Annotated in this window: 12 protein-coding genes; 6 read left to right on the top strand and 6 right to left on the bottom strand. The window is 70.6% G+C overall.

The window, feature by feature from the left end; genetic code table 11:
* Positions 1-30: 30 nt before the first annotated feature.
* The 6 genes from AC07A4_RS17955 to AC07A4_RS17980 all read right to left on the bottom strand — a co-directional run bounded on the left by AC07A4_RS17955 (position 31) and on the right by AC07A4_RS17980 (position 6,873).
* Complete coding sequence (locus AC07A4_RS17955; RefSeq protein WP_478599321.1) at positions 31-993, bottom strand: ATP-grasp domain-containing protein; 963 nt, start codon at positions 991-993, stop codon at positions 31-33.
* A 10-nt stretch (positions 994-1,003) separates the two neighbouring features.
* The gene (locus tag AC07A4_RS17960) at positions 1,004-1,819 is read right to left on the bottom strand and encodes a hypothetical protein (RefSeq protein ID WP_478599324.1); all 816 of its coding nucleotides are present in this window, start codon (positions 1,817-1,819) and stop codon (positions 1,004-1,006) included.
* Positions 1,820-2,740: 921 nt separating this feature from the next.
* Positions 2,741-3,541, bottom strand: a complete 801-nt coding sequence (locus AC07A4_RS17965) for a GNAT family N-acetyltransferase (protein ID WP_478599327.1) — start codon at positions 3,539-3,541, stop codon at positions 2,741-2,743.
* 93 nt (positions 3,542-3,634) lie between these two features.
* A complete protein-coding gene (locus tag AC07A4_RS17970; protein WP_478599330.1) occupies positions 3,635-4,849 on the bottom strand; it encodes a DUF6545 domain-containing protein in 1,215 nt (404 codons plus the stop codon).
* The gene (locus tag AC07A4_RS17975) at positions 4,849-5,352 is read right to left on the bottom strand and encodes a hypothetical protein (protein WP_478599333.1); all 504 of its coding nucleotides are present in this window, start codon (positions 5,350-5,352) and stop codon (positions 4,849-4,851) included. The genes AC07A4_RS17970 and AC07A4_RS17975 overlap by 1 nt, the downstream gene beginning before the upstream one ends.
* 279 nt (positions 5,353-5,631) lie before the next feature.
* The gene (locus tag AC07A4_RS17980) at positions 5,632-6,873 is read right to left on the bottom strand and encodes a cytochrome P450 family protein (protein ID WP_478599336.1); all 1,242 of its coding nucleotides are present in this window, start codon (positions 6,871-6,873) and stop codon (positions 5,632-5,634) included.
* A gap of 385 nt (positions 6,874-7,258) precedes the next feature.
* Here AC07A4_RS17980 and AC07A4_RS17985 point away from each other — a divergent pair, with 385 nt between their 5' ends.
* The 6 genes from AC07A4_RS17985 to AC07A4_RS18010 all read left to right on the top strand — a co-directional run bounded on the left by AC07A4_RS17985 (position 7,259) and on the right by AC07A4_RS18010 (position 13,496).
* Positions 7,259-7,915: a hypothetical protein gene (locus AC07A4_RS17985; protein ID WP_478599338.1), complete on the top strand. Its 657-nt coding sequence runs from the start codon at positions 7,259-7,261 to the stop codon at positions 7,913-7,915.
* Between the two features lie 695 nt (positions 7,916-8,610).
* On the top strand, positions 8,611-10,416 hold the full coding sequence (locus AC07A4_RS17990) for a helix-turn-helix domain-containing protein (RefSeq protein ID WP_478599341.1): 1,806 nt from the start codon (positions 8,611-8,613) through the stop codon (positions 10,414-10,416).
* A gap of 504 nt (positions 10,417-10,920) precedes the next feature.
* The gene (locus AC07A4_RS17995; protein ID WP_478599344.1) at positions 10,921-12,147 is read left to right on the top strand and encodes an ATP-binding protein; all 1,227 of its coding nucleotides are present in this window, start codon (positions 10,921-10,923) and stop codon (positions 12,145-12,147) included.
* A complete protein-coding gene (locus tag AC07A4_RS18000) occupies positions 12,144-12,545 on the top strand; it encodes a roadblock/LC7 domain-containing protein (RefSeq protein ID WP_478599347.1) in 402 nt (133 codons plus the stop codon). The genes AC07A4_RS17995 and AC07A4_RS18000 overlap by 4 nt, the downstream gene beginning before the upstream one ends.
* Positions 12,542-12,916: a DUF742 domain-containing protein gene (locus AC07A4_RS18005; RefSeq protein WP_478599350.1), complete on the top strand. Its 375-nt coding sequence runs from the start codon at positions 12,542-12,544 to the stop codon at positions 12,914-12,916. The genes AC07A4_RS18000 and AC07A4_RS18005 overlap by 4 nt, the downstream gene beginning before the upstream one ends.
* Positions 12,891-13,496, top strand: coding sequence for a GTP-binding protein (locus AC07A4_RS18010; protein WP_478599353.1), 606 nt, complete (start codon positions 12,891-12,893; stop codon positions 13,494-13,496). The genes AC07A4_RS18005 and AC07A4_RS18010 overlap by 26 nt, the downstream gene beginning before the upstream one ends.
* Positions 13,497-13,510 lie beyond the last annotated feature (14 nt).

Below are 13,510 nucleotides of genomic sequence, written 5' to 3' on the forward strand. Positions count from 1 at the left end.
GCGGGGCAGCGTGCCGCGACGAGCGCGCCGTCACGGCCCGCGCGGCGCCGAAGCGCTGCCGCGCGGGTGCGGTGCGGTCAGCCAGTCAAGCACCGCCCGCGAGATGGCGCCGTCGGCGCGGACGTCGTACCCCTCGTAACAAGGCAGGGAGTTGGCCTCCAGGAAGTACCAGTCGCCGGTGCTTTCCTCGACCTTGAAGTCCACGCCGAGGAACGGGACGCCCGTGTCGGCGACCAGGCGCCCGCAGCCCTCCCGGATGGCGGGCGGCAGGGTGAGGGGGCTGTAGTGGTTGGCGCCGTGGACGGTGCGGTAGTCGACCGCTGGTGAGCGGATCGACTCGGCGAAGGCCTGGTCGGCGACGACATGGATGCGTACGTCGGGCCCGGTGACGCGCTCCTGGAAGAGGGCGGGGGAGTGGCGGAGCCGGGAAAGGAGCCGCTCGTGCTCGCCTCCGACGAGCGTGGCCCAGGTCTTCACCGCACCGGCGCCCTTGACGATCGCACCCCGGGGGCAGGACCGGACGAACGCGCGGGCGGTGGCGGGATCGTTGGTGACACAGGACCGGGGGACCCGCCAGCCCGCGACGGGCGCGAGGGTCACGGCGTGCAGCAGCTTCGCGGAGTTGGTCGCCTCCCGCCAGGGCGGGTTGAGGACCGGCAGCTCGACGGCCTCCAGCACGCGGCACAGCGCCTGGTACTGACCGTCCGCCCGTTGCGCCGCACCGGGACCGGGGGCGGCGGCCGAGACGTTGAGGGGCCTGCACCACACGGCGGAGACCTCGCCGAGGACCACGTCCGCCCCGCCGTCGCCGGTGCGGACGACGGTGGCGCGCAGGTCGTCCAGGGGGACGGTGAGGTCGCCGTACAGGGCGAGGGTGGGCAGGTCGACCACGGTGAAGGGGAGGGCCGCGGCGGCGAGGGCGCGCAGCCCGTGCACGAAGGTGGGATCGGCGGCCAGGCCGACGCACAGAATCATGCCGCGATGCCCAGCCACTGTTCCAGGCTCATGTCGCCACGCCCAGCAGCCGGTCCAGGAGCGCCTGGAACACCTGTCGGCGGACGGGCGTGAACTGGTGGTGCGTCGGCAGGCCGGAGACATCCAGGAGACGGAACGGCCCGTGCGGATCCTTCGCCCGCTCGAGCACCAGCAGGCAGAACTCCGCACCGCATGAGCGCAGCCGTCGCAGCAGCGGAGCGAGGGCAGCGCGGGTCGCGGCGGCGGGCACTCCGTCGGCCTCGGTCGGGTCGAACACCTCGTTCCCGGCGAGCAGGACGCAGCGGACGCGGTCGGGGTCGAACCGGGTGAAGCGCAGGACCTCGTCCGGGACGACGGCCTGAGGGCCCAGGCCGAGGAACACACCGTCCCGCTCGCGGTGCACGTTGACGCGCTCGGCGGGCGGCGCCGCGCCGCGCGGGGGCTGGCCGAGCGAGGATCGCGGGAGCGCGATCCCGGCCACGCCGCGGGCCAGGACGAGGGGATCGAGGGGCGGCAGGAAGCCCTGGCGGGTCGCGCGGTTGACCACGGGCCCGTCCCAGAGGGCGAGCGCCGTCCACCAGACGGCCAGCGCCTCGGCGTGCGCGAACGCCGCGTCGCCGTCGTCGCCCACCGGCGCCCCGATGCCGCGGTGCAGCACGCCGCGCACCTGTTCGCCGTCCACCCGAAGATCCACGTGGTACGACGCGTCCCGCGCGGACGTCACCGTGACGCGGACCTCGTCGAAGCCCCGGGGCATCACCGCCCTGTGCCCGTGTTCCGTCGCGAACTCACAGAACATCGAGGCCGTCTCGTCATCGGGCGGGGCGAGCACCAGCAACGTCACCCTGCTCCTCCGGCTGCCTTGGGAAGCCGTGTCCGGCATCAGCCCTGAGTGCGCGCAACGCCAGCGCGAGCTGCCACGCCCGCCGCGCGAGGTCGCTCGTCACATCGGGACGCGCGGCGGCCGGCAGGAAGAGCCCGGACACCACGCAGTCGCGGACGTCCCAGCCGCGTATGCCGTCACTCACGGCCGGTCGGTGACACGACGAGTCCCCATTCGTCACGTGACACCGAAGAAGAAGGAGACGGGGCATACGCGCCGTACGGGTCACACGCGCTGTACGTGCCGTAGGCGCTCGGAGTGCTCCGCTCGCCGAATTCGCTTCCCTCGCTGAATTCGCTGCGCTCGGAACTCTCGCTGTTCTCGCTCGTTTCGCTGGTCTCGCTTCCCTCGCTGCCCTCTTTCATCCGAGTGAGCCCAGGTACCTGAGTGGGCCCTGGCGCCCGAGTGCGCCCCAGCGCCGGAGAGAGGCCTGGCGTTTCCCCTTCTCGCAGGCCACCCGTCTGCAGGTCGGCGAACCTCCGGGCGGCTTCCCGCACCTCGGCGGGAAAGGATGCGAAGGCGGGAAGGGCTGCTGTGTCGCTCATGGTTTCCCCCAGAACTACGAAACGCGGCCGATTCCACGGTATCCCGACCGTAAAATCATCACAGGGGGCGCGCGAAGCACCCGTAAAGACCCGGCAAGCGCCCTCGCACGCCGCGGCAGCGGCCGGTTCCCCACGACGGCGGATCACCCACTTCTGGAACCCGCCGCGTACCGCTCCACCACGAGCCGCCCGCACGCGCGCCCGCGTTGCCCCCACGCCCGGCGACGAAGCCCCGCGCGGCGCACCCGGGTCCCACTGTCCCGCGCCGACCCGTGGCCGTCGACGGCGCGTGGCCGCGGACGATCGGGGAAGAGGAACGAACCGCCGGGCCGACAGGTCAGCTCTTCAGGCCGAAGAAGTGGATAGGGGAGTTCGGCCTGAAGCCGATGCGGGGGTACACGGGTGCCCCCGCCACGGTCGCGTGCAGCGTGGCGCGGGTCAGGCCGGTGGCCAGGGCACCCTCGTACAGGGCCTTGCGCGTCACCGCCTCACCGTAGCCCCGGCGCTCCCACGCCGGATCCGTGGCGACGAGAAGGACGAACAGCCGCCCGTCGGCCGCCACTGCCGCGGCGCAGGTCACCGGCGCTCCGTCCCTGAGGCCGAGGTAGGCGTGCACGTCGCTCTTCCACAGGGTGGATCCGACGAGACCCGCGCGACCGGCCTCCAGCGGGAATCCGTACGCTCGGGAATTGAGGTCCGCGTACGCGCTCAGCTGTTCGTCCGTCGTCACGCGTACGAACGTCAGCTCGGGGTGGGACGGCTCGGGGATGGGGAGGAAGTCTCCGGCCATGCCGGTGCCGGGGAAGACGTCATCGAGGCCCGCCCGCTCAGCCGCTGCGGGCAGGCCCGTGCGTGCCTCGTCGCTGAGCAGGCCCTCGAAGAGCCACAGCAATCCCGGCTGCTCCTTGGCCCGCATGATGTCCGCCGCCTGGCTGAGGCGCTGCCCGATGAGCGCCGCGTCCGCGTCGACCTCGGTCAACGTGAGGCAGTTCCAGAACGCGAACTGGCTGTCGGCCCAGCGGACGGCGATGCCCGGCAGGTCCCGTACATCGGCGTCAGGCTTGTGGTCGAGCACCATGGCGCGCCAGACCGTGGCGAGCTGCTCCATCGATTCGACCGACTCCGTACGATCCGTCATCGCGACCCCTTGAGTGGTGGAGCCTCAAGCATGCCCGCCCGGCGGGCGGCACTATGCCGGGTCTGAGGGATGTGTACGGGTCTCTGGCACGGGTCACAGCCTGGAGGCTGCCGGTTGGTGGGTGTCACGCAGCGCCTGGGTGACGAGTGGATGATGCCAGTGCGCGGCGACGCGGACGAGGTGGGCCCGCTCTTCGCCGGCGGGGACGTCGATGCCGGGCAGTGCGCGCAGGCGGAGCTCTTCGGGAGGCGGTGTGTTGGCGAGCCGTCGCCGGATGGCGTCGCGGAGGGTGGCGGCCGCCTGGGCGGCTACGAGGTCGAAGTCGCCGTGCGGCGTGCCGGGGGCGGTTCTGGCCAGCTGGCCGACGGTGTGAGCGGGCGCGGCACTGGCCCACGGGGTCAGCCGACGGGTGCCGTCGCCGATTTCGGTGATGCGACGTGAAAGGCGGATGCGGGTGGCCCATCCGCCCCAGAGGCCGGGGGCCAGGACGAGGTCGGGGGTGACGACCTCGTCCCACAGGCCGCGCAGTTGGCTGAGGTCGCGTCGCTCGTCCCGCCGGGAGCTGAGCACGAGACGGACCAGACCGTAGGTGGCGGCGAGCCCGCTGGCGATGGTGGCGATCCACGCGAGGTCGGCCAGGATGTCGAGGTCGTGCTGGCCGGTGGCGGCGCGCAGGGTGGCGATGAGGTATCCGGCCAGGTTGGCCAGGTCCAGGGCCAGGGCGATGACGAACCACCGCAGGCAGGCGGTGATGGCGTAGGCGAGCTCTGGCTTCTGCGGCAGGGTGAGGCCGCGGCACTGCAGGGCGGAGGCGGTGACGGTGACCACCATGGCGGTTGTGTACACGCACTGGAAGGCGACGACCGCGGGGATGTGTGCGTAGGCCGGTGTGAAGTGGAGGGGGCGGGAGGGGCCGTCGGCGTCGGCCACGAGGTAGAGCGTCACCAGAGTGATCATGGCGCCGAGGTAGAACGGTGCCCAGCGGGCGAGCATGCGGCGCAGCGCGGGGCGGTGCCGTCGTCGCGCGTGCCAGAGCTGGGTCATCAGGTGGGCGTGCCCCACGCAGGCGAGGGTGAGGGTGTAGACCAGCAGAGCGCAGACGTTGGGGGAGCGCAGCAGCGATCCCACGGCTGCGTAGACCACCGGTGTGTTGATCAGGAAGATGACCGCCGCGTGCAGGAGGACGGAGGCGGTGAGCTTGAGCGTGAGGTCGGGGTCACGACGGGCGGCCACGGCCTTGGCGGTGCCGGCCACGGTCATGGCGGCGCAGATGGTCAGGTTGATGACGGTGAGAAGGGTGTGCCACATCAGAGGCCCCGGTTCGCGAAGCTGTATCCCAGGCCCCGTTCCGCGGCACCGCTCTGGTCGAATGCCAGCAGGTCGAGGGCTACCGTCGCGAAAACCTCCGCGGCCCATTCCTCGAACTCCTCGTAACCAGTGCGCTGTTGCGCGGGCTGGGAGAGCATCTCCTCCGCCAGGCCCGGGGGCAGGGAGGGGAGCTGCTCGCTCAGGGTGTCGGTGTCGATGAGGTCGTGCCCGGTGATGACGTATCCGCAGTCGTCGGGAGGTGCCCCGTTGAGCAGGTGGTACAGCTCGTGCAGGAGAATGTGCAGTGCCTGCCGCTCGCTCGTGTGGGCGGACACGCAGATGGTCTCGTGATCGCCGCCGCTGACGCAGAAGCCGCTCACGTCGGGCGGCAGCTCCACCCTCGCGATGTGGATGGGGTGCCCGCGGCGGAGCTCGATGGCGGCGACGAGGTCCGGCAGCCCCTGTCCGGGGCGCAGGCCGAGGTCTTCGCGTATGAGGTGCACCGCCGCACGCCGTTCGCGAGACCACGCGCGGTGCTTGAGGAGGGCCGTCCTGCCTCGCAGGAGCCAGGCCAGGGGCACGGGTCAGTCCTCCTCGGCCAGGCGGGAGGCCTGGGGGCGAGGTCTGCCGGTGCCCTTCATCGCGCCGTTCACGATCCCCCTGGGACACAGACTGTCGCTGCTGTTGTACGCGGAGACACTATAAGCCAGGGGGTTAACGGCCTCCTCATCCGTATGGCGGGCACCGGCCCGGTGTGGCGGTTCGGGTCCGCCTGTGGTGGCTCAAGTCCGTGCGCGGGCGCTGAGGTTGACGGGCAGGGCCTGGAGCGAGTGGGAGGCGTAGGAGGGCAAGGGCCGCAGGGTGTCCGGGGCGGGGCAGGTGGCGTCGAACCGGGTGAAGAAGGTCTTGAGCGCGGTGGTCGCCATCATCCGGGCCAAAGGGGCGCCGAGGCAGTGGTGCACTCCGCGGGAGAAGGCCAGATGGTGGGTGGCGGTGGCGCGGGTGAGGTCGAAGGCTTCGGCGTCGTGACCGAACTTCTCCGGATCACGCCCCGTGCCGGCCAGGCACAAGACGACCGGCTCGCCGCGCCGGACGGTGACGTCCGTGCCGGGCACGGTGATGTCGGCCTCGGCGTAGCGGAACATCACCGTGTTCACGGGACTGTCGTGGCGCAGCGTCTCCTCGACCGCCGCTCGCCAGGTGGAGGCCTTGCGGGCAAGGTCCAGTTGGCCCGGGTGTTCGATGAGTCGCCGGGCGCCGTTGGTGATCAGGTTCTGGGTGGTCTCGTGCCCGGCGAAGAGGAACAGTACGAGGGTTTCGCTCAGTTCCCGGTCGCTGAGGCGCCCCTGGTCGGTGTCGTGGGCGCTGATCAGAGCGGAGGTGAGATCTTCCGTGGTGTGTTCGCGCTTGGTCTCGATGAGGTCGCGGATCGCGGCCTCGACACCCTCGTTCGCTTCGTGGAGCCGGGCGGGAGTGGTGCGGCTGTCGTGGAGGGCGGCGTAGTCGTCGGCGAGCTGGGCCCGGCGGGCGTGACCGAGGCCGAAGAGTTCACAGATGACCGCCATCGGCAGCGGGAAGGCGTACGCGGCCCGCAGGTCGACGAGATCACCGGGAGCGGCGAGCGAGAGACGGCCGCTCAGTTCGTCGGCGATGTGCTGGATACGGGGCCGCAGGGCCTCCATCCGGCGTGGCGTGAACGCCTTGCTGACCAGCGACCGAAGACGCCGGTGGTCGTCGCCGTCGCGGTTGAGCATGCTGTCGATGGTGATCAGGCGGAGGATGGGCCAGTCGGCGGGTACCTCGCCGTTCTGGTACGCCGCCCAGTGGAGGGGGTCCTTGCGGAAGCCGGGGTGGATGAGGACCTGGTGGGCGACGGCGTGGTGGCCGGTGGCCCAGGCCTTCACCTCTCCGGCGAGGCTCACCGGCACCAGGGGCCCGTGGGCGCGGACACGGCGGCCTTCGCCCGGTACGTCGGTGGCGTACGGGTCCAGGCTGGTCACTGGACGGTTCAGGCTCAAGCTCATCGGTGCGCTCCTGTGCGGGCGGGGGTGAGGTGCGCGTACCGGCCCGTGACCAGCGTGGGCCTTCCTGTACGGGGCGTGGGGGTGCCCCGGAGCATCTCGGTGCCCGCACGTGGCCAGGCACTGCGAGGGGAGGGGAACCGGGGAGGCGGTAACGCGGTGTCGGCGAGGAGGCGGGGAGAAGCGGACATGGGCACCGATTCCGTGCGGAGGAAGGGGGGTTGGCGTGCCGGAGGCTTGCCGAGGGCGCCGGGAGCCGAGCAAGATCGCGTGAGATCCTGATGCACCCTGACCACTGGTGTCAATTATCTGAGACAGTCTGGCCGGGAGTAGCCGCTGCTGGCTACGCTCTAGGCGACCCGTTCCGTGGCGATGTGGAGATCCGCAGGTGAACCCAGTCGACGCCGTTGACGCGACACCCGAGCGCGAACTCGCGCGCCTCCTGGAGGACGTCACCGCCTACGCCGTGCGCTTCAAGAAGCCGCGCGATCGCCTCCTGGACGTGCCGCATATCTCGTATCAGACGGGCATCACTCCCGAGAGGGTGCGCGATCTGCTCGCAGGGGCACGCTTCGAGCGGGAGCCGGCCGGAGCCAAAGAGCGAGAGGCCTTCCGCAAAGGGCTGGTCGTGCAACGGCTGCAATTCCTGCGCCGGACACGCCTCAAGGAGGTAGCAGGTCGGAACGGCGAGCTCAAGAAGCGCGAGTACAGCCTGAGGGAGATCGAGAAGAGCACGCTGATCACGTATCAGCACGTGGCCAAGGTCATCAAAGGCGAGAGCGGGGCGAGCGCGGATCACCTCGGCCGCCTGGAGCTGTTCTTCGGTGTCGACCCGGGGTTCTGCTCGAAGACCGAAGGAACCGCTCTCATCGGTCTCTTGCGGCAGATGGTCCAGTCCGACCTGCCCAAGCTCGCGACCCAGGTCCTGCTGAAGGGGCAGCGGGTCGCGCTGAGGAACCCGGGTGGCAGTGGAATCGATCCGCTGCGCGACCTGTTGCCCCTCCTGGACAAAATCATGCAGAAGCGGGACGAGAACCGCCCTTAGCCAGCCCCTGCCTGAATTCAATGCGGCCGGAAACGCGTGCCCAGGCGGCGATTCGCCCCTCCCTCGGAGACAAGTGGGCCTCCTCGCCTCGTCAGTGAAGGGCGAGCCAGCCGAACGCGCAAGGTGTCTCAGATTGTTGACACCTTGGATGGCGTCGATGAAGATCTGGGACACGTCCGTTGCGGCCACGCGCCGTCGCGAGCGGTACACACGCCTGCTCGGGTCGTGGCGGCCGTCCGGTGCCGCGGTTCTCGGGGGAGTCGAGCATGCGGCCGCGTGTACGGAGGTGACCGGGAGGCAGTGGAGCGCTGGCCCGCGCGACACGGCACCGACCTCCGTACGCGCTGTGCCATGGAGCAGAGGAGGGGGAGATGGGGACCGCTGAGCACGACCCGCGGCGAACCACCGGTGACCACAGACCGCGAAAGACGACGGGGCTGGACATGCCCCACACGACCACCGTTGTCGGGGCCGCACTGTCCTGGCAACGGCTCGACCCGCAGGACGCCGCGCACATCGCATCAACGCGCGGCCCCTCAAGCCGGGGCACCGCGCAGGCAGGCACCCGCTCGGACGCACCTGAAGCAGCCGACCCTGCCGCAGGGGCGCCACCCGGCAGTCGCCGCACCTGGACGAAGGCGGCCGAGGCCAACGGGGCAGTGAAGTCGGTGCCGCGGACAGAGGGGGACGATGACGTGCTGACGCTGGGCGCCTTGGTCGGCGAGCCCGGTCTCGAGCTGGCGTTCGCCGAGGGAACCTCCCCGGCCACCTACGCCGCTGTCCCGGTCACGGCACTGATGATCCTGTCCCTGGAGCAACTCGTCGAGGGCCTCCCTCAAAGGCACCTGGAGCCCGGCTCCCTCGTCCTGGTCACGGGGATGCCCGCGCAGATCCGTGGCCGTGCCGAGATCGCCCTGGAGACGCTGTTGGAGCAGCTGTCCTTGGACGGTTGCGTCGGCCTCGCCGTCGCTCCCACGGGCGCCCACCCGGCCTTTCCGCGGGTGATCCGTGAACTTGCTCAGGTGTACGCCCTGCCCCTGCTGGTCACCACCGCGCCGCTGCCTCAGTGGGACGCCGCGCACCGGCGTCTTGAGGAGGGCCGGGTAGCGGTAGCCGAGCGCCAGGCCGTCCGGCTCGACACGCTCATCAGCACGTTGCCCGCCCAGTTCACCGACGCCCGGGCGGCACAGCGGATCGCCGACGGCCTCGCTCAGGACCTTGGCGCGCACGTCCTGGTGAGCGAGGCCGACCGCGTCCTGGTGGCCTCCCCGCCCGACGCGGTCGCGTACCTGGAACGCGCCATCATCCACGGAGCTCTGGAGACCACAGGACCCGAAGGCGCCACGGTACCCCACACGCGGTTCCTCCCCCTGCCCACGTCCAGCGGGACGGACGCGGTGCTCGCCGCCGCGCGCCCCGTGCCGTTCGGCGAGTCCGACGTCCGGTTACTGCGTCACGCGGCCAAGCTCCTAGGGCTCTTGGACCAGGGCCGTCGCGAGTACGGTGCGGCGCGCGCGGCCTGTGAGGCGGCCAAAGCGGCCGCGCTGGAACTGCTCTTGGACGCCGAGGTGGCCAAGGCGCGCCGGGTCATGGCTCCCCTGGCGCCGGGCCTCCTCGACGGGGAGACGATCCGGGTCTACGCCCTGGGATCTGCTCCTGCTCGCCGTGACGCGGTGGCACGACGCTGCGAAGCCGTCCTCGCCCATCGGGCCCTGGTGGTCGCCGACCCTGGTGACGAGAGCCGCGTGCTGGTCATCCGCCCGGCCGGGCCAGAGCGAAGGGATGACGATATCGCTGCCGAACTCGCCCGCGTGGTCGCCTCCTTGGGGCCTGGGGTATCCCTCGGCGGCAGCGGTGACTACCCGATCGCGCTGCTCGCCGACGCTCTGCGCGAGGCATGCGTCGCGCAAGGCTTCGCCCGCCATCGGTCCGACGCCGTTGTCCTGTCGGCCCGCCGCGCGGACCTCATCACGCTGCTGCCCCCGCTCGAGGCGCGACGCTGGGCCCACCACGTCCTCCAGCCTCTGCTCCAGGCCGAGGAGCCATGGGAAGAGCTGCGCGAGACGCTGCTGGGCATGGACTTCGACGGCGCCGCCAGCCGGGCAGCGGTCTGCCTGGCCCTCGACCTGATGACCCATCACGGTGTGCCCGAGGAACCGGAGGAACCGGAGGAGGCCGACGGCGCGCCGCCGACCTTGCCTTCCCTGCTCTCCGCACCCCAGGTCACCCTGTGGGCCGAAGCACTGCTGGCCCCGGCGCGCAAGGACCGCCGTGACCTTCTGGGCACCGCCACGGCCTGGCTGACCCACAACGCCTGCGTCGAGTCGACGGCGCGGGCCCTGAAGGTGACGGTCGTGACCGTGCGGTCCCACCTCCAGGCCTTGGGGTCCTCCATGGACCGGGATCTGATGACCTCCCCGAGCGGGCAGCGTGACCTTCTGTACGCGCTGAACGCCCTCACCGGCCAGCCCGACATCAGCTTCAGCGTCACCAGGCGGTGATGAGAACGAGGCGGTCATGAGAACGAGGCGGTCATGAGAACCAGGCCGTGATGAGAACCAGGCCGTGATGAGGACCAGGCGACCGTCCGCGGTCGCCTGGTTTCCCTCGGGTGCCCAGCCAGGTTCCCCGCACCCGTACGCCGCGTGGCCGTAGGGAGACGGCGGGCGGAACGGCAGCCGCCAGACCGTTGCCGATGCGAGCCCGTTCGTAGGGAACTTGATCGAACCTGTGACGCGGGCACGCTTGTGTGAGAGTCTCGTGACGGTCCGCACAGGTGCGCTGACGCACGCCGCACGCGCGAGCACACCTGGTAAGATCATCGTAACTTTGCGGCAGGCTGACGGCGTGTCATAACGCAAACGGGGGACAGTCTCCAAGGCTCCATCGCTAAGGAGTTCAACCTTGATCCACCAGTAGGTCCGCAGGCGTTGAGGCGTAAGTGCCTCCGACCGGGCCGGTGAACTCCCCCTGCTCCCCTCGCGATGCGACGTGAAGAGAGTCCTATGACGCCATTGATCCAGGATCCAGTGCTGTGGATCCTGCTGGTAGTGCTGTTCGGTGCGGTGATCGTGATCTCACGGGCACGACGGACCAACATGGCACTGCGTACCACCCGCAACGACCTGAAGGTCGAGCGGGACAACCTCCACAACCAACTCATAGCGGTACAAGGCACCCTGATGGCCCTGCGCGCCGGGCACGAACAGGAGCTGGACGAGGTGCGCGCCGACGCCAAGTCCGACACCACGGCGGTGCTGAAGTCCGCCATGGGAACCCTGCAGCTCCTCTCGGAGGAGCAACAGCTCCTGCTGGACCGCCTGTTGAAGCAGTACGGCAACGACACCGACGTACTGGCCGACCTCATGGCGATCGACCACGCGGGCAGCCAGATCGGCCGCCGGGCCAAGGGCATCTCCGTGCTCTGCGGCGGCTGGCTCGGGCGCCGCAACGCCCCGGCCACCGCCTACGACGTCGCCCGCAGCGCCCAGGGCCGGATCGAGGCCTTCGACCGCGTCAGCGTGCACTCGCAGCTCAGCGTGTCCATCGGCAGCCAGGCCGTCGAACCGGTCGCGGTCGTCCTGGCCGAACTGCTTGACAACGCGACCAACTACAGCGCGCCCAGCACGCCGGTCGAGGTCAACATCAACAGCGTGCCCACCGGCCTGTGCTTCATCGTGGACGACGCCGGTCTCGGTATGGACCAGGAGACCAAGGACCGGGCGGCCCTGCTCCTGGGGGGCGACGGCAGCGTCGACATCACCGGCCTGGGTGATCCACCGCGGTTCGGGTTCGCCGTGTGCGGCATGCTCGCCGCGCGCTACGGCTTCACCGTCTCCGTCGGCTCGGTGTCCCCCTACGGCGGAGTGCGCGCGGTCATCCGCGTGCCGGAGAACCTCCTCTCCGACGAGGGCCCCGGCACCGCGGGCGACGTGCAGGACGCGGCCGGCGCGGAGGAGTCCGCGCCCCGGCGCCCGGCCCCGGTCGCCGTCGGCTCCGCGCACGTGGTGGGCACCACGGAGGGCGGTCTGCCCAAGCGGCGGCGACGCCAGGGCCCGATCGCGGTCGTACCGCCAGCCGCGTCGGCCGACGACGGCGAACGACACGGCGAACGACACGGCGAACCGAACAGCGAACCGGACAGCGAAACGACGGCCTCGCGCCTTGGAGCCTTCGCACGCGGAACACAGGCCGGGCGGACCTCGAACACGGAAGGGACTGACCATCAGTGAAGACGGACCTGTCGTGGGTGCTGGACGACGTGCTGAAGGTACGTGGAGCGCGGCACGCGATCCTCGTCTCGGCTGACGGCCTGCTCCTGCAGCGCTCCGACAGCATCGGACGCGACGACGCGGAGCGCAACGCCGCCGCGCTGAGCACCATGCAGTCCCTGAGCCGCGCCGTCGCCAGCTACGTCGGCCAGGGGCACGGCAGATGGCGGCAGACCCTCCAGGAGTACGACGGTGGCTGGATCCTGCTCACCGCCGCGGGCGAAGACACCTACCTGGCCGTCGCGGCCGCCCCGGACGTCGACATGGAGGCCCTGTCCTTCCGGATGCAGAAGACCACGGCCGCACTCAGAGAGGCGATGGGAGTAGCGCCGCGCTCGGACAGCGGCGCCAGCGCATGACAAGGCCCGGGCAGCAGAACCCGGTCACCAGCCGCTTCGTCCGCCCGTACGTCATCACGGGCGGCCGGAGCCTGCCGGCCTCGGACGAACTGGTGCTGCACACGCTGGTCACCCTGGCGCCCGACCGCACCCTTCCCCTGGGCGCCAGCCCCGAGACCAGGGCGATCTGGGGCCTGTGCTCCGGCGGCTATCTCTCGGTCGCCGAAGTGGCCGGGCACGTGGGCCTGCCGGTCGGGGTGGCCCGGCTGCTGCTGAGCGACTTATCCGAGCAAGGACACCTCTTGCGCCGCGCCGAGCCGCCACAGGCCCAAAACGTTGACCGAGCGATCCTGGAGAAGGTGCTGCATGGACTCCAATCCCTCATCGGCTGAGACGACGGGCGGCGGCTCCATCTACGTCTCCAGCGCGGTGACCAACGCCGCCAAGATCCTCGTCGTGGGACACTTCGCCGTCGGCAAGACGACCTTCATCGGCTCGCTGTCGGAGATCACGCCGCTGCGCACCGAGGAGACGATGACGCAGGCGTCGGTGTACGTGGACGATCTGCGGGGCGTGCGGGACAAGAGCACCACCACGGTGGCCCTGGACTTCGGACGGCTGACGCTCAGCGACGACCTGGTGCTTTATCTCTTCGGGACACCGGGCCAGCAACGCTTCATGCAGCTGTGGGAGGACATGGCCCGCGGCGCCCTGGGCGCGCTCCTCCTGGTCGACCCCGGACGCCTCGAGGAGACCTTCCCCGTCATCGACCTGGTCGAAGGCTACGGCCTCGAATACGCCATCGCCGTGAACACCTTCGAGCCGGAGCGCACCTACGCCGAGGACGAGGTCCGCGAGGCGCTCGACCTGCTCCCGGACACGCCGGTGGTGTACTGCGACGCCCGCGACCGGCGCTCCTCCGGCCAGGCACTGATCGCACTCGTGCACCACCTGCTCGCCCGCGCGGCCTGAGTCCCCACCCCCTG

The sequence above is a fragment of the Streptomyces sp. NPDC043996 genome, assembly GCF_056435225.1.

What these genes read in the sequence shown, in the direction of transcription:
- AC07A4_RS17970 (WP_478599330.1), bottom strand. Translation starts at nt 4,849, where the DNA reads ATGTGGCACACCCTTCTCACCGTCATCAACCTGACCATCTGCGCCGCC.
- AC07A4_RS17995 (WP_478599344.1), top strand. Translation starts at nt 10,921, where the DNA reads ATGACGCCATTGATCCAGGATCCAGTGCTGTGGATCCTGCTGGTAGTG.
- AC07A4_RS18010 (WP_478599353.1), top strand. Translation starts at nt 12,891, where the DNA reads ATGGACTCCAATCCCTCATCGGCTGAGACGACGGGCGGCGGCTCCATC.
- AC07A4_RS17965 (WP_478599327.1), bottom strand. Translation starts at nt 3,541, where the DNA reads ATGACGGATCGTACGGAGTCGGTCGAATCGATGGAGCAGCTCGCCACG.
- AC07A4_RS17980 (WP_478599336.1), bottom strand. Translation starts at nt 6,873, where the DNA reads ATGAGCTTGAGCCTGAACCGTCCAGTGACCAGCCTGGACCCGTACGCC.
- AC07A4_RS18005 (WP_478599350.1), top strand. Translation starts at nt 12,542, where the DNA reads ATGACAAGGCCCGGGCAGCAGAACCCGGTCACCAGCCGCTTCGTCCGC.